Origin of the sequence: Kitasatospora sp. NPDC101183 (assembly GCF_044767945.1) — a bacterium.
Classification (GTDB): domain Bacteria; phylum Actinomycetota; class Actinomycetes; order Streptomycetales; family Streptomycetaceae; genus Kitasatospora.
Genome location: NZ_JBIWOW010000015.1, coordinates 66,959 through 85,001, shown reverse-complemented (window position 1 = coordinate 85,001; position 18,043 = coordinate 66,959). Strand labels below are relative to the sequence as shown.

The 18,043-nt window shown below is 75.0% G+C and carries 16 protein-coding genes; 9 read left to right on the top strand and 7 right to left on the bottom strand.

The window, feature by feature from the left end:
- Positions 1–44 precede the first annotated feature (44 nt).
- The 4 genes from ACIRRS_RS22035 to ACIRRS_RS22020 form a co-directional block, all read right to left on the bottom strand.
- Positions 45–806, bottom strand: coding sequence for a MerR family transcriptional regulator (locus tag ACIRRS_RS22035; protein ID WP_402973141.1), 762 nt, complete (start codon positions 804–806; stop codon positions 45–47).
- Complete coding sequence (locus ACIRRS_RS22030; RefSeq protein WP_402973138.1) at positions 806–1,876, bottom strand: serine hydrolase domain-containing protein; 1,071 nt, start codon at positions 1,874–1,876, stop codon at positions 806–808. The genes ACIRRS_RS22035 and ACIRRS_RS22030 overlap by 1 nt, the downstream gene beginning before the upstream one ends.
- A gap of 244 nt (positions 1,877–2,120) precedes the next feature.
- A complete protein-coding gene (locus ACIRRS_RS22025) occupies positions 2,121–3,011 on the bottom strand; it encodes a peptidase S1 (RefSeq protein WP_402973135.1) in 891 nt (296 codons plus the stop codon).
- 516 nt (positions 3,012–3,527) lie between these two features.
- A complete protein-coding gene (locus ACIRRS_RS22020) occupies positions 3,528–4,124 on the bottom strand; it encodes a TetR/AcrR family transcriptional regulator (protein WP_402973132.1) in 597 nt (198 codons plus the stop codon).
- A gap of 57 nt (positions 4,125–4,181) precedes the next feature.
- On the opposite strand from ACIRRS_RS22020, the gene ACIRRS_RS22015 reads away from it, so the two are divergent.
- Entirely contained in the window at positions 4,182–5,063 is an 882-nt protein-coding gene (locus ACIRRS_RS22015) for an alpha/beta fold hydrolase (protein ID WP_402973129.1), read from the top strand.
- A 12-nt stretch (positions 5,064–5,075) separates the two neighbouring features.
- Here the strand turns inward: ACIRRS_RS22015 and ACIRRS_RS22010 are convergent, their stop codons facing one another.
- Positions 5,076–5,729, bottom strand: a complete 654-nt coding sequence (locus tag ACIRRS_RS22010; protein ID WP_402973126.1) for a sirohydrochlorin chelatase — start codon at positions 5,727–5,729, stop codon at positions 5,076–5,078.
- Positions 5,729–6,862 (bottom strand): uroporphyrinogen-III synthase, encoded by a 1,134-nt coding sequence (locus ACIRRS_RS22005; RefSeq protein WP_402973123.1) that lies wholly within the window; start codon positions 6,860–6,862, stop codon positions 5,729–5,731. Before ACIRRS_RS22005 ends, ACIRRS_RS22010 begins: the two co-directional genes overlap by 1 nt.
- A gap of 201 nt (positions 6,863–7,063) precedes the next feature.
- Between ACIRRS_RS22005 and ACIRRS_RS22000 the strand changes: the two genes are divergently transcribed.
- The 7 genes from ACIRRS_RS22000 to ACIRRS_RS21970 all read left to right on the top strand — a co-directional run bounded on the left by ACIRRS_RS22000 (position 7,064) and on the right by ACIRRS_RS21970 (position 16,088).
- Entirely contained in the window at positions 7,064–9,145 is a 2,082-nt protein-coding gene (locus ACIRRS_RS22000) for a molybdopterin oxidoreductase family protein (RefSeq protein WP_402973606.1), read from the top strand.
- Complete coding sequence (locus ACIRRS_RS21995) at positions 9,142–10,395, top strand: NAD(P)/FAD-dependent oxidoreductase (RefSeq protein ID WP_402973121.1); 1,254 nt, start codon at positions 9,142–9,144, stop codon at positions 10,393–10,395. Before ACIRRS_RS22000 ends, ACIRRS_RS21995 begins: the two co-directional genes overlap by 4 nt.
- Positions 10,392–12,989 (top strand): nitrite reductase large subunit NirB, encoded by a 2,598-nt coding sequence (gene nirB / locus ACIRRS_RS21990; protein ID WP_402973118.1) that lies wholly within the window; start codon positions 10,392–10,394, stop codon positions 12,987–12,989. Before ACIRRS_RS21995 ends, nirB begins: the two co-directional genes overlap by 4 nt.
- Positions 12,990–13,021: 32 nt before the next feature.
- Entirely contained in the window at positions 13,022–13,420 is a 399-nt protein-coding gene (gene nirD, locus ACIRRS_RS21985) for a nitrite reductase small subunit NirD (RefSeq protein ID WP_402973115.1), read from the top strand.
- Entirely contained in the window at positions 13,417–14,754 is a 1,338-nt protein-coding gene (locus ACIRRS_RS21980; RefSeq protein WP_402973113.1) for a nitrate/nitrite transporter, read from the top strand. Before nirD ends, ACIRRS_RS21980 begins: the two co-directional genes overlap by 4 nt.
- A 99-nt stretch (positions 14,755–14,853) precedes the next feature.
- The gene (locus ACIRRS_RS21975) at positions 14,854–15,303 is read left to right on the top strand and encodes a hypothetical protein (protein WP_402973110.1); all 450 of its coding nucleotides are present in this window, start codon (positions 14,854–14,856) and stop codon (positions 15,301–15,303) included.
- 155 nt (positions 15,304–15,458) lie between these two features.
- The gene (locus tag ACIRRS_RS21970) at positions 15,459–16,088 is read left to right on the top strand and encodes a hypothetical protein (protein ID WP_402973107.1); all 630 of its coding nucleotides are present in this window, start codon (positions 15,459–15,461) and stop codon (positions 16,086–16,088) included.
- Between the two features lie 26 nt (positions 16,089–16,114).
- On the opposite strand, the gene ACIRRS_RS21965 is transcribed toward ACIRRS_RS21970, so the two are convergent.
- Positions 16,115–16,564, bottom strand: coding sequence for a hypothetical protein (locus tag ACIRRS_RS21965; RefSeq protein ID WP_402973105.1), 450 nt, complete (start codon positions 16,562–16,564; stop codon positions 16,115–16,117).
- Positions 16,565–16,875: 311 nt separating this feature from the next.
- Between ACIRRS_RS21965 and ACIRRS_RS21960 the strand changes: the two genes are divergently transcribed.
- A complete protein-coding gene (locus ACIRRS_RS21960) occupies positions 16,876–18,000 on the top strand; it encodes an alpha/beta hydrolase (protein WP_402973103.1) in 1,125 nt (374 codons plus the stop codon).
- The last annotated feature ends 43 nt before the right edge of the window (positions 18,001–18,043 follow it).

The window sequence follows — 18,043 nt, the reverse complement described above, 5'->3', positions numbered from 1 at the left end:
TGAACGCCGGGAATCGTGTGGCGGTCTCGGCGGTCTCGGCGGTCTCAGCCGCGCGGCGTGCGGACGCCCGCCGCGCGGAGCCGGGCCTCGGTGAGGGCGGTCAGGCGGGCGGCGATCGGGGCCTCGTCCTCGCGGTGGGTGTTGATCAGCTGGTACTGGGCCGAGGCCCTGGACCAGGCGCGCAGGGCCTCCGGGTCGCTCCGGAGGTGGTGGTCGGCCAGGGCGGCGGCGAGCTCCTCCAGCCTCGGGTCGTCCGGCGCCCAGCCCTCCGCCTCCAGGGCGCGCAGGGTCAGGGCGACGAACTCGGGCTCGTCCAGGCCCTGTTCGAGCCGGTCGAGGAAGCCCTCGAAGCCCTCCGGCACCATCGCCCGGGCCAGGATCAGGGCCTCGCGCTGCGCCGCCACGTAGTCCGGGCCGAAGCCGAGCGCGGGCATCCGGTCGAGGAGGGCGCAGGCGCGGTCGGGGAGGAGGGCCCGGTCGCCGTCGGCGAGGCGGTGGAGGGTGTCGCGGCGGGCGGTCAACTCGGCGATCCGGTCCGTGAGTTGGCCCTCCACCTCGGCGAGGGTGGCGGCGAAGGCGTCGGGGTCGGCGTCGAGCAGCGGCCCGATCTCGGCGAGCGGCACGCCGGCGGCGGCGAGGGTCCGCGCCTGGACCAGGTGCAGCAACTCGGCGGAGCCGTACCGACGGTAGCCGGAGGCGTCGCGCTCCGGCTCCGGGGCGAGGCCGATCCGGTGGTAGTGCCGCACCGTCTTCACCGTGATGCCGACGAACGCCGCCGCCTGCCCGATCGTCACTCCGCTGCTCATCACCTCAGCTTGCCGCAGAACACCTCGCCCACCAAGCGGCTCTGGGCCTCCTGGAAGGCGGGCGCGATCGACATGGCGGCGTCGTCCACCCAGGTGAGCCCGGCGGTGAGGGTGGTGCGGCCGTCGGCGGAGGCGTACATCAGGGCGGCGGAGCCCATGACGGCGCCGTTGTGGTGGAAGACGGTGCCGGCCGCTGTCTCCTGCGCGAAGACGCCGAGGCCGTAGCCGACCGTCTCCTCCGGGGTGCGCATCTGGGTGAGGAGGTCGGGCGGGAGGAGGCGGCCACCGATGAGGGCGGAGAAGTAGGTGTGCAGGTCGGCGGTGGTCGAGATCATGTCCCCGCCGGCGCCCACCCAGCTCGGGTTCTGGCGGGTGACGTCGATCGTCCGCTCCTGGCCCTCGTCCTCGTAGCGGTAGTAGCCGTGGTTGCGCGGGGCCGGGATCTTGGCGGAGGCGCCGGGCGCGAGGGTGCCGGTGAGCCCGAGGGGGTCGAGGATCAGGCGCCGCAACTCCTCGGCGAACGAGCGGCCGGTGACGGCCTCGACGATCAGCCGGGCGAGGACGTAGTTGGTGTTGGAGTAGCTCCAGCCCGCACCGGGCGCGAAGCGCGGCGGGTGGGAGAGGGAGAGCCGGACCAGCTCCTCGGGCGGGTAGGTGGTGAAGCGGTTGTCCACCCACTCCTTCCCCCGCCAGGGCACGCCGAGCACGATCGTGCCGTCCTCGTAGAGCTCGCCGGTGTGGTTGAAGATCCCGCTGGTGTGCTGGAGCAGCATGCGCGTGGTGATGCGGCGGTCCAGCCCGAAGGCGGGCAGGTGGTCGGCCACCGGCGCGTCCAGTCCGATCCGGCCCTCGGCGACGAGGAGGAGCACCGTGGTGGCGACGAAGCTCTTGGTGCTGCTCCCGATCCGGAAGTGCCCGTCGGTCAGCGGCCTGTCGCCGGACTCCAGCTCCCGCGCGCCGGCACCGCCGACCCACTCGCCGTGCTCGTCGTTCACGCGGAGCTGGATGCCGAGGAAGCCGGAGGCGGTCAACTCGTCGATGGCCTTGAGCAGTTCGGGACGGTCGTTCATGGTCGTTCTCCTTCGCGTCGTTCTCTGACATGAAGGAGCCTCCACCCTGCCCCGGGGTCAACCTCAACTGTGACGTGGGTCACGGCGCCCGGTGGGGTCGTCACCCCGTGCGCCGACGGCCGTCGCGCTCCTCGGTGCTCGGACTCCGCTTCGGTCCTCCCCCCCGCCAGGACGTGTCCTGGCGGGGGGGAACCGGTCGTACGGAGGCCGAACCGCTAGATCTCGACGAGCGGTTCGCGGCGGATCACGACAGGGCGAGCTGGGCCACGTGGTCGGCCTCCGTGGTCCACTGGGCGGTCAGGCCGCCTTCCTTCGCGTAGGCGACGCCGGTGTCCTTGACGATGGCGATCCGGTCGCCGGAGAGCGCGATCTGGATCACGCCCGCCGCCTCGTCCGTCCACTGGGCGTCGAGCGCGCCCTCCTTCACGAAGGCCGCGCCGGTGTCCTTGAGGATGCCGATCCGCTCGGCGGACAGTTCGAGCTGGATGACGTTGTCGGCCTGGCCCTTCCAGGCGGCGTCGAGGGCGCCCTCCTTCACGTACGCCGCGCCGCTGCCCTTGAGGACGCCGATCCGGTCGCCGGACAGTGCCAGCTGGATGACGTCGTCCGCCTCGCCGGTCCACTGGGCGTCGAGCGCGCCCTCCTTCACGTACGCGGAACCGTTGCCCTTCACGATGCCGATGCGGTCGCCCGAGAGCTGGAGCTCCTTGACGTTGTCGGCCTCGCCCTTCCAGGCGGCGTCGAGCGCCCCCTCCTTCACGTACGCCGTGCCGCTGCCCTTCACGATGCCGATGCGGTCGCCGGACAGGGCGAGTTGCTTGACGTTGCCGGCCTCGTACACCCACTGGGCGTCGAGGGCGCCCTCCTTCACGTAGGCCGAGCCGTCGTCCTTGAGGACGCCGATGCGACTGCCGGACAGCACGATCTGCTTCACGTCGTCGGCCTGCCCCTTCCACAGCGCGTCGAGGGCGCCCTCCTTGGCGAAGGCGGCGCCGCTGCCCTTCACGATCCCGATCCGGTCACCGCCGTCACCGGAGACCGTGCCCGGCACGACCGTCGCCGCGGCCGCCGCGGTGGTCATCAGGGGCACGCTGGTCAGGGCCACGACCATGGCGGCCGTCAGCGACTTCTTCATGGAGATCCTCCGTCCGGAAACGCCTCGGGCACCGGTGGCCACCCACGACCGACGCCGCGTACCCGGGCACACTGCTCACTGGCGGGCAGAAGAAGATCACACGCGATCAGGGCCCGGGGGCCGCGACGGCACGGCGCAGAAGCGTTTCTGTGCTGCGCTCAGGGCCCGGGCCGATCCATCCCGACACTCAAGATCACCCGGCCGCCGCTCCGTGATCACCTGCATGGACGATCGACGTCGCCGCAGGCGGCCGGACGCTTCGCCGATCACGAGATGCCACCGCTGCCTCCTGCAGGACGATCGTCACCGTGGCGCCCGCACCGGCGTCACGCGGCCGGGGTACGGACGGCCGTCAGGAGCGTCACATCCAGCGGCAGTGCATGACGGGCTTCGAGCGTCAACCCGGCTCCGGCCGTCAGATCGCGGTACGGCACCAGTGCGCAGCCCCGGGCGGCGACCCACTCGTCGTCCTCCCCGAGCGTCTGGACAACGGCGAACGTCCGGGCCCGAAGTCGTCTATGCGCCGGGGAAGACGCGGCTGAGGTGGTAGCGCAGGACGGCCGTTGCGGCCTCGGCTGTGCGTTGGGCGAGGAGGACGCTGAGGCCGAGGCCGGCGGAGGTGGCCAGGAGGACGACGGCTTCGTGGTGGGCGTCGAGGGTGGGGTCGGCTTCTCCGGAGGCCTGGGCGGCGGTGAGTTGGGCGGTGAGGAAGGCCTCCATCTCGTCCGGGGCGGCGAGGGGGCCGAGGGTGGGGTCCGTGACGGAGAGGACGGCGTACTCGGTGTAGATGAGGTGGAAGGCGCGGCTCTCCTCGGTGGTGGGGACGGCTTCGAGGAGTACGGCCTCGATGACGGCGCGCGGCGAGGTCGCGGGGCCGGTGGCGCGCAGGCGCAGCTGGATCCGTTCGCCCATGCGGGTCGCCAGGCGCGTCATGGCGGCGAGGAGCAGCTGCTCCTTGGTGTCGAAGTAGTACTGGACGAGGCGTACGGAGACGCCCGCCTCCACCGCGACCGAGCGCATGGTGACGGAGTGCAGGCCTGTGCTCGCCGCCGAGCGGAGCAGGGCGTCGACGATGTGGGCCCGCCGCTCCTCGTGGTCCACCAGCTTCGGCATCGGGTTCCTTCCGGATGTTTTTGTGGTACAACCATACCATCAAAACGGGGAGGGATCATGACCAGGACCAGTGTCGGGCGCTTCGTCGATGAGGCGGCCCGGGCGACGTTCCTCGACGCGTACGACCGGGCGATGGAGCTGTGGCCGAGCCCGCGCGCAGAGTTGGACGTCGAGACCACGTACGGCACGGTTCACGTCCATCGGTACGGGGCGGAGACCGGCGAGCCGGTCGTGCTGCTGCACGGCCACGCCGGGCACCCGTCCAACTGGTACCCGCAGGTGGCGGCACTCGGCGAGCACCACCCCGTGTACGCGATCGACACCCTGGACGACCCCGGGCGCAGCGTGCAGCGAGTCGTGGCGGCGGGCTCGAAGGAGAACGCCGCCTGGCTCGGCGAGGCCCTCGCCGGCCTCGGCCTGGAGCGGGTGCACCTCGTCGGGGTCTCGTACGGCGGGTGGCTGGCCCTGAACCAGGCGATCCACGGCCCGGACCGTCTCGCCTCCGTCGCGGCCCTCGACCCGGGCGGGATCGAGAAGGTGCCCGCCCGCTTCTACGCGCACATGGTCGCGGGCCTGTTCGGCATGCTCGCCCCGAGGCGCTACCGCCCGGCCCTCGGGCGGCTGTTGGCGAACCCGGCGCTCAGCGCGCCGCGCGAGATGATCGCCCCGCTGATGCTCGCGATGCGCAGCTACAGGCCCGGCTCGCGCCCGCCCGCCCGGCCGTTCACGGACGAGGAGTTGGCGTCGATCGGGTTGCCGGTGATGGTCCTGGTCGGCCGCCGCAGCGCGCTGCTGCGCCCGCGCCAGGTGGTGGAGCGGGTGACCGGGCTCATCCCGGGCGTACGGGCGGAGACGGTGGAGCGCGCCGGGCACGGGCTGAACCTGGAGCAGCCGGAGCTGGTCAACGAGCGGCTGCTGGCCTTCGCCGCCGGGCGCTGACCACCGCGTGCGTCAGGCGGCGGCCGGGAGGCGGGCGGCGGCGCGGGCCCGGTCGTAGCGGTGGAGGACGAGCCGGGCGAGGGCCGGGTGGGCGCCGAGCGGGGCGCTGGTCCAGCTGGCGGGGACGGCGGCGGCGCGGCGGGCGAAGTGGCCGGGGGCCAGCAGGTAGGTGGCGAGCGCGAGTTCGGAGCGTGGGGCGACCTGCGGGGTGGGCCCGGGGCCGGACAGGTGGGCGGGGGTGACGGGGCGGCCGAGGCGGGCGGCCAGCAGTTCGGCCATCCGGGCGGTGTCGGCGCGGGCGGCCGGGTCGGAGGAGCCGGCCCCGGCGAGGAGGACGGGGGCGTGCGGCGGGGCGCCGGCCTCGGCGAGGCGGTCGGCGAGGGCCTCGGCCAGCAGCGGGTGCGGGCCGAGGGCGCGGGCGAGGGGGAGGCCGGTGGCGGCGAGGTCGACCTTCACGTGGTAGCCGGTGGAGAGCAGCAGCGGGACCACGATGGGCCGCAGGCCGTCGAGTTGGGAGAGGGCCCGGGGGAGAGATGGCTCGGCGTGGTCCAGGAAGCAGTGCCGGACGGTGAGTTCGGGGCGCATGGCGCGAACCAGCCGCAGCAGGGCGCGGGTTGTGGCCAGCGCCCGAGGATCGCGGCTGCCGTGCCCGACCGCGAGCAGCATCAGAGCGCCGCGAGCCGGTAGCCGCGCTTGGGCACGGTCCGGATCAGCGAGGCGTGCGGCCCGAGCGCGGCCCGCAGCCGTCCGACGGCCGCCTCGACGGCGTGCTCGTCGGCGGTCGCGTCCGGCCAGGCGGCCCGCAGCAGGTCGGCGCGGCTGAGGACGTGGCCGGGCCGGGCGGCGAGGGCGCGCAGCACGGCGGCGCCGCGCGGGCTGAGCAGCCGGCCGTCCCCGTCGACGAGGGCGGCGTTGCCCTGGAGCGTCAACACCAAGCCGTCCAGGGGGACTTCGCGTCGGGTGCGCGGCGGCAGGGTGTCGGCCAGCAGCCGGACGAGCGAGCCGAGGCGCCCCCGCTCGGGGTGAACGGCGGGCAGCCCGAGGTCGGTGAGCGGCCGGGCGCACAGGGCGCCGACGCAGACCGGCAGGACGTCCTCGCGCAGCGCGTCCACCAGTTCCCCGTACAGGCCCTCGGCCGTGGCCGCCGCGAGCAGCGCGGTGATGGCGGGGGCGCTGGTGAAGGTGAGGGCGTGCAGCCGGCGGCGCACGGTCTGGTCGAGGAGGCGCCGCACCGCGCCCGGGTCCTCGGGCGGGGCCCAGCGGTAGACGGGGACGGAGACGACCTCCGCGCCGCGCTCGCGCAGGGCTGCCGCGAAGGCGTCCAGGCGGACCCCGTGCTCCTGGACGGCGATGCGGCGCCCGTCGAGGGGGCGGGCGAGCAGCCAGGTGAGCAGCTCGTCGGTGGCCTCGCTGTCGGGGGAGTGGCTCTCGCGCAGGCCGCTGGCCCGGACGGCGCCGGTGGCCTTCGGCCCCCGGGTGAGCACCACCGCGCCCTGGCAGGCCCCGGCGAGGGCGGCGCCCCGGCCCCAGCCCTCGGCGGCGCTCATCCAGCCGCGCCAGCCGACGCCGGTGGTGGCGACCACGTAGTCCAGCGGCGCGGCCAGGCAGCGCTCGGTGGCCTCGCGCAGCGCCTGGTCGTCGGCGAGGGGGAGGATGCGCAGCACGGGCGCCTCGACCACCTGGGCGCCCCGGCGGGTGAGCAGCGCGGTGAGCTCCTCGCGGCGGCGGGCGGCGGTGACGCCGACGGTGAAGCCCGTGAGGGCTCCCGGCGGTCCTGGCGTGGTGAGGGTGGCGGCCATGCGGCCCAGCCTCCGGCGCGCGTGTTACGGGGGCATTGCCCGCCCGTCACCTGCCGGTAAGCGAAGGTGCCGCTGCGGTTACGGCGGATGTCCGCGCCCGCACCCCGCCCCGGGGGCGGCGTGAGCGAGGCGTACCGTGCCCGCAACAACCGCGACCCGGCCGCGAAACAGCAGGCGGCGACGGTTCTCGGCATGACCGGGATGACACGAACCGCCGCCACCGACACGCACTGCCCGTACTGCGCGCTGCAGTGCGGGATGCGGCTCGACCGGGCCCGCCCGGGCGAGGTGCTGGAGCGCCCGGAGTTCCCGGTGAACCGGGGCGCGCTGTGCGCCAAGGGCCGGACGGCGCCGGCGCTGCTCGCCCGGGGCGTGCGGCTGGACGGCCCGCTGCTGCGCGACGCGCCCGGCGGGCCGCTGCGGGCGGCGTCCTGGCCGGAGGCGCTGGACAGGGTCGCCGCCGGGCTCGCCCGGACGCGGGCCGAGCACGGGCCGGACGCGGTGGGGGTGTTCGGCGGCGGCGGGCTCACCAACGAGAAGGCGTACCTGCTGGGCAAGTTCGCCCGCGTCGTGCTGGGCACCGCCAACATCGACTACAACGGCCGGTTCTGCATGTCCTCGGCCGCCGCCGCGCACCGCAGGGCCTTCGGCCTGGACCGGGGGCTGCCGTTCCCGCTCGCGGACGTCCCGCACACCGGCTGCCTGGTCCTCGTCGGCGCCAACCCGGCCGAGACGATGCCGCCCGCCGTGCGCTACCTGCGCGAACTGCGGGAGAACGGCGGCCGGTTGATCGTCGTCGACCCGCGCCGCACCCGCACCGCCGAGCTGGCCGACCTGCACCTCCAGCCCCGCCCCGGCGGGGACCTCGCGCTCGCCCTCGGCCTGCTGCACCTCGTCATCGCGGACGGCCTGGTGGACGAGGAGTTCGTGGAGCGCCGGACCACCGGTTTCGACGCCGCCCGGGCCTCCGCGATGGCGCACTGGCCGGACAGGGTGGAGCGGATCACCGGCGTCCCCGAGCACCAACTGCGCGAGGCCGCGCGGATGTTCGGCGAGGCCTCCACGGCCATTGTGCTCACCGCCCGGGGAGCCGAGCAGCACAGCAAGGGCACCGACACCGTCGGCGCCTGGATCGACCTGTGCCTGGCCACCGGCAACTGCGGCCGCCCGTACGCCGGTTACGGCTGTCTGACCGGCCAGGGCAACGGGCAGGGCGGCCGCGAGCACGGGCAGAAGGCCGACCAACTGCCCGGCTACCGCTCGATCGAGGACCCGGCCGCGCGCCGACACGTCGCCGCCGTCTGGGGGGTGGACCCGGACAACCTGCCCGGCCCCGGCCGCTCCGCCTACGAGCTGCTGGACGGCCTCGGGCAGCCGGGAGGCGTCCGCGCGCTGCTGCTGGCCGGCTCCAACCCGGCCGTCTCCGCGCCCGACGCCGGTCACGTCTCCCAACGCCTGCGCGCGCTCGACCTGTTGGTGGTCGCCGACCTCGTCCTCTCCGAGACGGCCCGGCTCGCGGACGTCGTCCTGCCCGTCACCCAGTGGGCCGAGGAGGACGGCACCACCACCAACCTGGAGGGCCGGGTCATCCTGCGCCGCCGCGCCCTGGACCCGCCCGAGGGCGTCCGCAGCGAACTGTGGGTGCTGCGCGAACTCGCCGCCCGGCTCGGCGTGGTGGAGGGCTTCCCGGCCGAGGCCGAGGCCGTCTTCGAGGAGCTGCGCCGGGCCTCGGCCGGCGGCGATGCGGACTACGCGGGCATCGACTACGCCCGCATCGCCGCCGAGGACGGCGTCTTCTGGCCCTGCCCGACGCCCGAACACCCCGGCACGCCACGGCTGTTCCTCGACCGCTTCGCCACCCCGGACGGCCGTGCCCGCTTCGCCGCCGTCACCCACCGGCCCGCCGCCGAGGAGCCCTGCGAGGAGTACCCGCTGTACCTGACCACCGGCCGCGTCCTCGCCCAGTACCAGAGCGGCGCCCAGACCCGCCGCGTCGCCGAGCTGAACGCCGCCGCCCCCGGCCCGTACGTCGAACTGCACCCCGGCCTCGCCGCCCGCCTCGGGATCGCCGACGGCCGGCCGGTGGCCGTCACCAGTCGGCGCGGCCGGGCCGTCGCCCCGGCGCGGATCAGCGGGGCGATCCGGCCGGACACCGTTTTCATGCCCTTCCACTGGGCGGGCGCCGGCCGGGCCAACAGCCTCACCAACCCGGCGCTGGACCCGGTGTCGCGGATGCCCGAGTTCAAGCTGTGCGCCGTCCGGGTCGAGGCGGTGGACGCATGAGGATCGCCGTCGTCGGCGCCGGGATGGCCGCCGCCCGCTTCGCCGAACGCCACGGCGCGCTGGGCGGCGAGGGCGCCGTCACCTTGTACGGCGCCGAGCCGCGCGCCCCGTACAACCGGGTGCTGCTCGCCGAGGTGCTCGCCGGGCGCTACGAGACCGAGTCGATCGCCCTGCCGCTCGGCGCGGCGCGGGCCCGGCCCGGCTGCGAGGTGGTGGCGCTCGACCCCGCCGCCCGGACCCTGCGGCTCGCGGACGGCTCCGAGGAGGAGTGGGACGAACTCGTCCTCGCCACCGGCGCCAACCCCGTGCTGCCGCCCGTGCGCGGGCTGCGCCGCCCGGACGGCCGGGGCCTGGCCGAGGGGGTGCACACCCTGCGCACCCTGGAGGACGGAGCCCGGCTGGCCGAGGAGGCCGTCGGCGCGAAGCGGGCCGTGGTGATCGGCGGCGGGGTCCTCGGGGTGAGCGCCGCCCGGGCGCTGGCCGCGCTCGGCGTGCGCACCGAGATCGTCCACCAGGGGCCGTACCTGGTCGAGCGGCACCTGGACGCGGAGGCGGCGGCGGTGCTGCGCGAGCGGCTGCGCGCCCTCGGCGTCGACTGCTACCCCGGCAACCGGGCCCGGGCCGTGCACGGCGACCCGCGCGTGGAGGCCGTCGAACTGGCCAACGGCTACCGGCTCGACTGCGACCTCGTCGTCCTCGCCTGCGGCACCCGCCCGCGCACCGCGCTCGCCCACGCCGCCGGTCTCGCCGTCGCCACCGGCGTGCTCGTCGACGACCGGCTGGAGGCGGCCCCGCACGTCCACGCCATCGGCGACTGCGCCGAACACCGGGGCGCCGTACCCGGGTTGGCCGCCCCCGCCTGGGACCAGGCCGACGTGCTCGCCCGCCGCCTCTCCGGCGCCGACCCCGGGGCCCGCTACCCGGGCTGGCGCCCCCGCGCGCGGCTCAGCACCGGCGGCCTGGAGTACGCCGCCTTCGGCACCGTCGAGGAGGGCCCCGGGCTGGACGTCCTGCGGCTGACCGACGCCACGCGCGGCAGCTACAAGAAGCTCGTCCTGCGCGGCGACCGGCTCGTCGGCGCCATCCTGCTCGGCGACCTCGCCGCCGTGGACGCGCTGGCCGGCGCCTTCGCCGCCGACGGCGCCGTCACCGGCCACCCCCTGCACCTGCTGACCGGAACCGGAACCGGAATCGGTATCGGAACCGGAACCGGAACCCTAGGAGCCGCAATGACTGGAGACGCGCGATGACCCACGAGGACCGCACCGTCCGGGACCTCGTCCTGATCGGCCACGGCATGGTCGGGCAGCGCTTCCTGGAAGCCTTCACCGATCAGCAGGGCCACCGGAGTTGGCGGATCACCGTCCTCGCGGAGGAGCTCCGGCCGGCGTACGACCGCGTCCACCTCAGCTCCCTCTTCGACGGCAGCACGCCGGAGGACCTCTCGCTCTGCCCGCCCGGCTTCCTCGCCGAGCACGGCATCGACCTGCGCCTGGGCGACCCGGCGGCCTCGATCGACCGCGACAGTCGCACGGTGCGCACCCGCTCCGGCGCCGAACTCCGGTACGACGCCCTGGTGCTGGCCACCGGATCCGTGCCCTTCGTGCCGCCCGTGCCCGGCAAGGACGCCCCCGGCTGCCACGTCTACCGCACCGTCGAGGACGTGGACGCGATCCGCGCCGACGCCGCCGGAGCCCGCATCGGCGTGGTGGTCGGCGGCGGGCTCCTCGGCCTGGAGGCCGCGGGCGCCCTGCGGGCCGGCGGACTGGAGACCCACGTCGTCGAGTTCGCACCCCGGCTGATGGCCGTCCAGGTCGACGAGGGCGGCGGGGCCGTGCTGCGCCGCAAGATCGAGGACCTCGGCGTCACCGTGCACACCAGCGCCGGAGCGTCCGGAGTGCTCACCGGGGCGGACGGGCGGGTGCGGGCGCTCGGCCTCTCCGACGGCCGCGAACTGCCCGCCGGCCTGGTGGTGTTCTCCGCCGGCGTCCGCGCCCGCGACCAGCTCGCCCGGGACTGCGGCCTGCCCGTCGGCGAGCGCGGCGGTGTGGTCGTCGACGCCCACTGCCGCACCGCCGACCCGGCGGTCCTCGCCATCGGCGAGTGCGCCCAGGCAGCCGACGGTCGGGTGTACGGGCTGGTCGCCCCCGGCTACCAGATGGCCGAGACGGCGGCCCGCACCCTCGCGGCCGAGCGGGGCGAGGGCGGCGGGGGCTTCACCGGCGCCGACACCTCCACCAAGCTCAAGCTGCTCGGCGTCGACGTCGCCAGCTTCGGCGACCCGCACGGCAGCGCCGAGGGCGCCCTCGACGTGCTCTACAGCGACAGCCGCACCGGCGTCTACCGCAAGCTCGTCATCGGCGCGGACGGCGCCCTGCTCGGCGGCGTCCTGGTCGGCGACACCGAGGGCTACGGCGCCCTGCGCCCGCTCGCCGTCGCGGGCAAGCCGCTGACCGTCCCGCCCGAACAGCTGGTGCTGCCCGCCGGGTTCACCGACGCGGGCCCCGTCGCCCTGCCCGACGAGGCGGTGCTCTGCTCCTGCCACCACGTCACCCAGGGCGCCGTGCGCGCCGCCGTCCGCGACCAGGGCTGCGACAGCGTCGCCGCCGTCAAGAAGTGCACCCGCGCCGGCACCGGCTGCGGCAGCTGCCTCAAGCAGCTCGGCACGGTCGTCTCCGAGGAGTTGGCGGCCGCCGGGGTCTCCACCTCCACCGGCCTGTGCGAGCACTTCGCCCACAGCCGAGCCGAGTTGTACGAGATCGCCCGGGTCACCGGCCTGTCCACCTTCTCCGAACTCCTCGCCGCGCACGGCACCGGCGGCGAGGGCTGCGAGGTCTGCAAGCCCACCGTCGCCTCCGTCCTCGCCAGCCTCGGCAACGGCCACATCCTGGACGGCGAACAGGGCGCCCTCCAGGACTCCAACGACCACTTCCTCGCCAACCTCCAGCGCAACGGCTCCTACTCCGTCGTCCCCCGGGTGCCCGGCGGCGAGATCACCCCCGAGGGGCTCATCGTCATCGGCGAGATCGCCCGCGACCACGGCCTCTACACCAAGATCACCGGCGGCCAGCGGATCGACCTCTTCGGCGCCACCGTCGACCAACTCCCCGCCATCTGGCGCAGGTTGGTGGACGCCGGCTTCGAGTCCGGGCACGCCTACGGAAAGGCGCTGCGCACCGTCAAGTCCTGCGTCGGCGAGACCTGGTGCCGCTACGGCGTCCAGGACTCCACCACCCTGGCCATCGAACTCGAGCTGCGCTACCGGGGGTTGCGCTCCCCGCACAAGCTCAAGGCCGCCGTCTCCGGCTGCGCCCGCGAGTGCGCGGAGGCGCAGAGCAAGGACTTCGGCGTCATCGCCACCTCCGCCGGCTGGAACCTCTACGTCGGCGGCAACGGCGGCACGACCCCGCGCCACGCCGACCTGCTCGCCGCCGACCTCGACCGCGACACCCTCATCCGCACCATCGACCGCTACCTGATGTTCTACATCCGCACCGCCGACCGCCTGGAGCGCACCTCCGTCTGGCTGGAGCGGATCGAGGGCGGCCTCGACCACCTGCGGGCCGTCGTCCTCGACGACTCCCTCGGGATCGCCTCCGAGCTCGACGACCTGATGGCCCGTCACATCGGTGCCTACCGCGACGAATGGGCCGAGACCCTCGCCGACCCCGACCGGCTGCGCCGCTTCTCCTCCTTCGTCAACGCCCCCGGCGCCCCCGACCCCGCCGTGACCTTCGTCCCCGAACGCGGCCAGATCCGCCCCGCCCGCCCCGGCGAGGCCGGCCGCACCCTCGACGCCCCGGTGCTCGTCGCCGGGGCCCGCCTGGAGGTGCTCACCCCATGACCGCGCAGAAACACGACGTGCAAAAACGCGACGTGCAGAAACAGGATGTGCAGATCCACGACGTGCAGGCACGCGACGTGCAGATCCACGACGGCGACCGTTGGCGCAGCGTCTGCGACCTCGCCGACCTCCAACCCGGCCGAGGCGTCGCCGTGTTGATGCCCGACGCCACCCAGGTCGCCCTCTTCCGCGACCGCGCCGGCGCGCTGCACGCCGTCGACAACCTCGACCCCTTCAGCGGCGCCCCCGTCCTCTCCCGGGGCCTGCTCGGCAGCCGGGGGGAGCGCCCGACGCTCATCTCCCCGATGTACAAGCAGGTCTACGACCTCACCGACGGCCGCTGCCTGGACGAGGACACCACCCCGGACGGCGCCCCCGCCGTCCTGCGCCGCTGGCCGGTGCGCCTGGCCCCCGAGGAGGCCGCCGCGTGACCACCGTCCTCGACCACAAGTCGACGCCGCCGCTCACGAGTTGGGACCCTGAGGACGAGGAGTTCTGGGCCCGCTCCGGCGCCCGGATCGCCCGGCGCAACCTCGTGTACTCCGTCCTCTCCGAGCACATCGGCTTCTCCGTCTGGAGCCTCTGGTCGGTCCTGGTGCTCTTCCTCGGCCCCGAGTACCACCTCGACCCCGCCGACAAGTTCACCCTCACCGCCCTGCCCACCGCCCTCGGCGCGCTGCTGCGACTGCCGTACACCTTCGCCGTCGCCCGCTTCGGCGGGCGCACCTGGACGGTGGTCAGCGCCCTGCTGCTGTTCGTTCCCACCGCGCTCGCCGCCCTCGTCCTGGAGCCCGGCGTCTCCTACGGGACGCTGCTCGCCGTGGCCTGCGTGGCGGGCGTCGGCGGCGGCAACTTCGCCTCCTCCATGGCCAACATCAACGCCTTCTACCCGCACCGGCTCAAGGGCTGGGCGCTGGGCGTCAACGCGGGCGGCGGCAACCTCGGCGTGCCCGCCGTGCAGCTGCTCGGCCTCCTCGTCCTCGCCACGGCCGGCGCCGCGCACCCCCGGCTGCTGCCGCTGCTCTACCTGCCGCTGATCGCGCTGGCGGCGGCGGGCGCGTGGCTGCGGATGGATGACCTGCCACTGCCGCGCGGCGGCGCGGGGGAGCGGCGGATGCTGCGCGAGGTGGCCCGCGACCCGTACGGCTGGGCGGTGTCCGCGCTGTACGTCGGCACCTTCGGCTCGTTCATCGGCTTCGGGTTCGCCTTCGGCCAGGTGCTCCAGGTGCAGTTCCACGAGCGCTTCGACACCCCGGTCAAGGCCGCCGCCCTCACCTTCCTCGGGCCGCTGCTCGGCTCGCTGCTGCGGCCCGTCGGCGGGCGGCTCGCGGACCGGTACGGGGGCGCGCGGGTGACGCTGTGCACCTTCGCCGGGATGGCCGCCGGGACGGCCGTCGTCCTCGCCGCCTCCCGGGCCGGGTCCCTGCCGCTGTTCCTGGCCGGATTCGTCGCGCTGTTCGTGCTCAGCGGGATCGGCAACGGTTCGACGTACAAGATGATCCCCGCGCGCTACCAGGACGTGGCCCGGCGGGCCGTCGCCGCCGGAGCCGACCCGGCCGCCGCCGAGACCGACGCACGGCGGCGCACCGCGGCGCTGATCGGGCTCGCCGGGGCGATCGGGGCCTTCGGGGGCGTGCTGGTGAACCTGGCCTTCCGGCAGTCCTTCCTGTCCGGCCACGACGGGGAGGCGGCCTACTGGGGCTTCCTGGCGGCGTACGCGTGCTGCTCGGCGCTCACCTGGGCGGTGTGGCTGCGCCGACGGTGACGCGGGGTGCGGAGTACGACGATCGGACGGCCCGGCGCGCGGGGGCCGGGCCGTCCGGTTAGCGTCGGCCGCAACACGTCCCTGACCTCGGAGGTTGCAGTGCAGCGCTGGTTCACCCTGACGGTTCTCACCGGGGCCCTCGTCGGCCTCGCCGCCCCCGCCCAGGCCCTCACCCCGGCGGACGACCCGGCCCCGGCGGCCACCGTGGTCACCCTGGGTGACGCCCGCATCGACCCGAAGATCCCCGGCAAGGTCCGGGTGGACGTCGACTACACCTGCCCGATCGCGGAGGAGGCCCGCTCCCTCACCGTCTCCGTCGACCAGGTCGACCCGGAGGACTCCTCCTCGCGCGCCTTCGGCTCCAGCCGCACCGCCGAGGCCGACGTCGTCTGCGACGGCACGCCACAGCACCGGCAGATCACGGTCCAGTCCAAGACCGTCAACTGGATCCCCGGCGCCGACGCCGTCCTCACCGCCACCGTCACCAACATCGGCGCCACCCCGCCCGCCGCCGCCGACGCCCGCCGCTCCAAGCTCGCGGCCTCCTGACGGCCCCGCCCCTGACCGCCCGGCGCCGCCCCGCGCGGCGCCGGGCGCGTGCGTACCGGCGACTGCTGCCATCCCGGGGCTGCTCCGGTCTGGCCCTTTGTTCTACAGTGCTGTAGAACATTGGCCCGCAGGTGATCAGCGAACGGGGACGCAGGATGGACAGGCCGCTTCGACTGCCGCAGCAGGACCGGGCCGACTTCGAGACGGAACTCGGGCGTGCGCTCGCCGGCCCGCAGGTGCGGGCGGCGCTGCGGGACGGCGGGGACGACGGGCGCGGCGCGGAGCGGCTGCGCCGGAGCGCGCGCGAGAACGCCGAGTTCGTACTGGCCGCCGCCGCGCCCGAGTACGAGCGGTACGCGACGATGCGCGCCGACGCGGACGCGGTGTCGCGGCTGCCCGTGGACGCGCCGGGCGGGGGCCGGGTGTCGGGCCTGTGGGGCGTGCTCGGGGTCATAGTGCCGATCATCGCCGGGGCCGCCGCCGCGATCTTCCTGGTGCTCGGGTACGTCTTCGGGCTGGCCGAGGACCTGGAGGTGCTCGGCGACGCCCTGGTGGCCGCCGGCTGGATCGCGGCGGGCGTGGCGGCGGTGAGCCTGCTGGTGGGCGGCCTGGGCCTGCTGGGCGCGGCCTCGCGGGAGCGGGAGGCCGAGGCGGCCGAGGGGAACGGCGGCGCGGGCGAGGTGGCCCGGGCCCGCGACGACTGGCGCCTCGCCCTCGCCGAGCGCGGCCTGGTCCCGTACCTGGTGTCGCAGGCCAACGCCCTCCCGGGCCAGCAGCGCCGCTGAGGCCGCCGCCTCCGCCCCGAGGTGGCTCAGCCCCGGGCCGCCTCGACCAGCAGCCGGGCCGCGTCCAGCGGGATGTCGAGGCGCCGGGCGATCCAGGGCGCGGGGCGGCCGGCCCGCGCGAGCATCCAGGCGGAGTACAACTGCCCGAGCTGCGGCGCCTGTTCGCCCAGCAGTAGCGGCCGCACGGCGTCCATCGGGAAGTCCTCCAGGGCGCGGGCGCTGTACTCGCGTCCGTTGGGGCCGGTCGGGGGCAGGGGCAGGGGGCGGCGGACGTCCAGCCAGCGGAGGACCAGGACGGCGCCGGCGATCAGGAGCCCCGCGCCGGAGGCGGCGACCAGGAAGGCGCCGATGACCGGGCGGTCCTCCTCCTCGGCCAGCCCGAGGGCGATCTCCTCCGTCAGGAGCAGCCCGAGCGCGCTGATCAGTGCGACCGCCTCGCCGGGCCGCGGGCGGAACCGGAACCGGGATGTCGACATGCGGGACCTCTTCCTCGGCCGGGTGACCGGCGGCTGCGGACGGGCTCGGCGACTCACCTCCGGTACAACGGCCGTGGGCGGCCCGGGGCACGTAGCGAATTGACGTGGCGTCAGAACACGTATGCGGGTAGAGGGTTCACGGCCGGCGTGATTCCGGAGGGGCCGGGCGGCGGGCGCGGTCGGGTGCGCCCCGGTCCGGGGTCGGGGCTCGGGCCAGCATAACTCCGGGGATGGCATGTGCTCGACAGTCGTGTAGAAGTTCGATGCACGGATGCCGCAGGTGGTCCACAGTGGTGGGGGAGGCCGTACCGATGGGACTCACCAGTCACAAGCTGCTCGCCCTGCTGGCGCTGCTCGCCGTGGGTACCGTGCTGGGCACGCTCTGGGTCTGGCCCAGGCTGGCCGTCCGCAGCTGGCCCGCGATGTTCCTGCGGCTGGGCACCGTCCTCGTGACGCAGCTGGCACTGCTGGCCACGCTGGGCCTCGCCGTCAACGACTACTTCGTCTTCTACAGCAGCTGGTCCGACCTCTTCGGCCACGAGCGCGGCACCGCCGTCATCCAGGGAGCCGGCCCGGGGGCCCCGCCCGGCGTGCAGGTGCTCGGCACGGCCGAGGTCACCGGCGCCGCCTCCGCGAGCCGGGACCGGGCGCAGGTCGGGCGGCTGGACCGCGTCCGCCTGCCCGGCACGACGACCGGCCTCAGCACGGACGGGTACGTCTACCTGCCCCCGCAGTACTTCCAGCCCGGCAACGAGGCCAGGCGCTTCCCGGCCGTCCTGGTGCTCACGGGCTTCCCCGGCGACGCCGCCAACCTCGTCGGCAAGCTCCGCTACCCCGCGCACGAGCTCGACCTGCTGCGCACGGGCGCGATGAAGCCCACCGTCCTCGTCCTGATGCGCCCCTCGCCCTCGATGCCCCGCGACAGCGAGTGCGAGGACGTCCCCGGCGGGCCGCAGGCGCAGACGTACTTCGCCACCGACGTCCCCGCCGACCTGCGCGCCTCCTACCGCGTCCTCGACGGGGGGAACGCCCTCGGCGTGATCGGCGACTCGACGGGCGGCTACTGCGCCGTCAAGCTCGGCATGACGCACCCGCAGACCTTCGCCGCCGCCGTCTCCCTCTCCGGCTACTTCAAGGCGGCCGAGGACGTGACCACCGGCGACCTCTTCGCGGGCAGCGCCCAGCGGCGCCAACTGGCCGACCTGAACTGGCGCCTGGCCCACCTGCCGGTGCCCGCGCTGTCGGTGCTGCTCGCGGACAGCAAGGAGGACGGCGGCACGTACGCCGACTCCAGCGCCTTCGCCGCGGCCGCCCGTCCGCCGCTGGTCGTCGCCCAGGCGACGGTGGACAGCGGGGGCCACAACTTCACCACCTGGAACCGGCTGCTGCCGCCCTCGCTGAGCTGGCTGAGCGCTCACCTGGGCGATCCGGCCTGAGCGCTCACCTGATCCGACCGGGGCGCGCCGGCCTGAGCGCCCC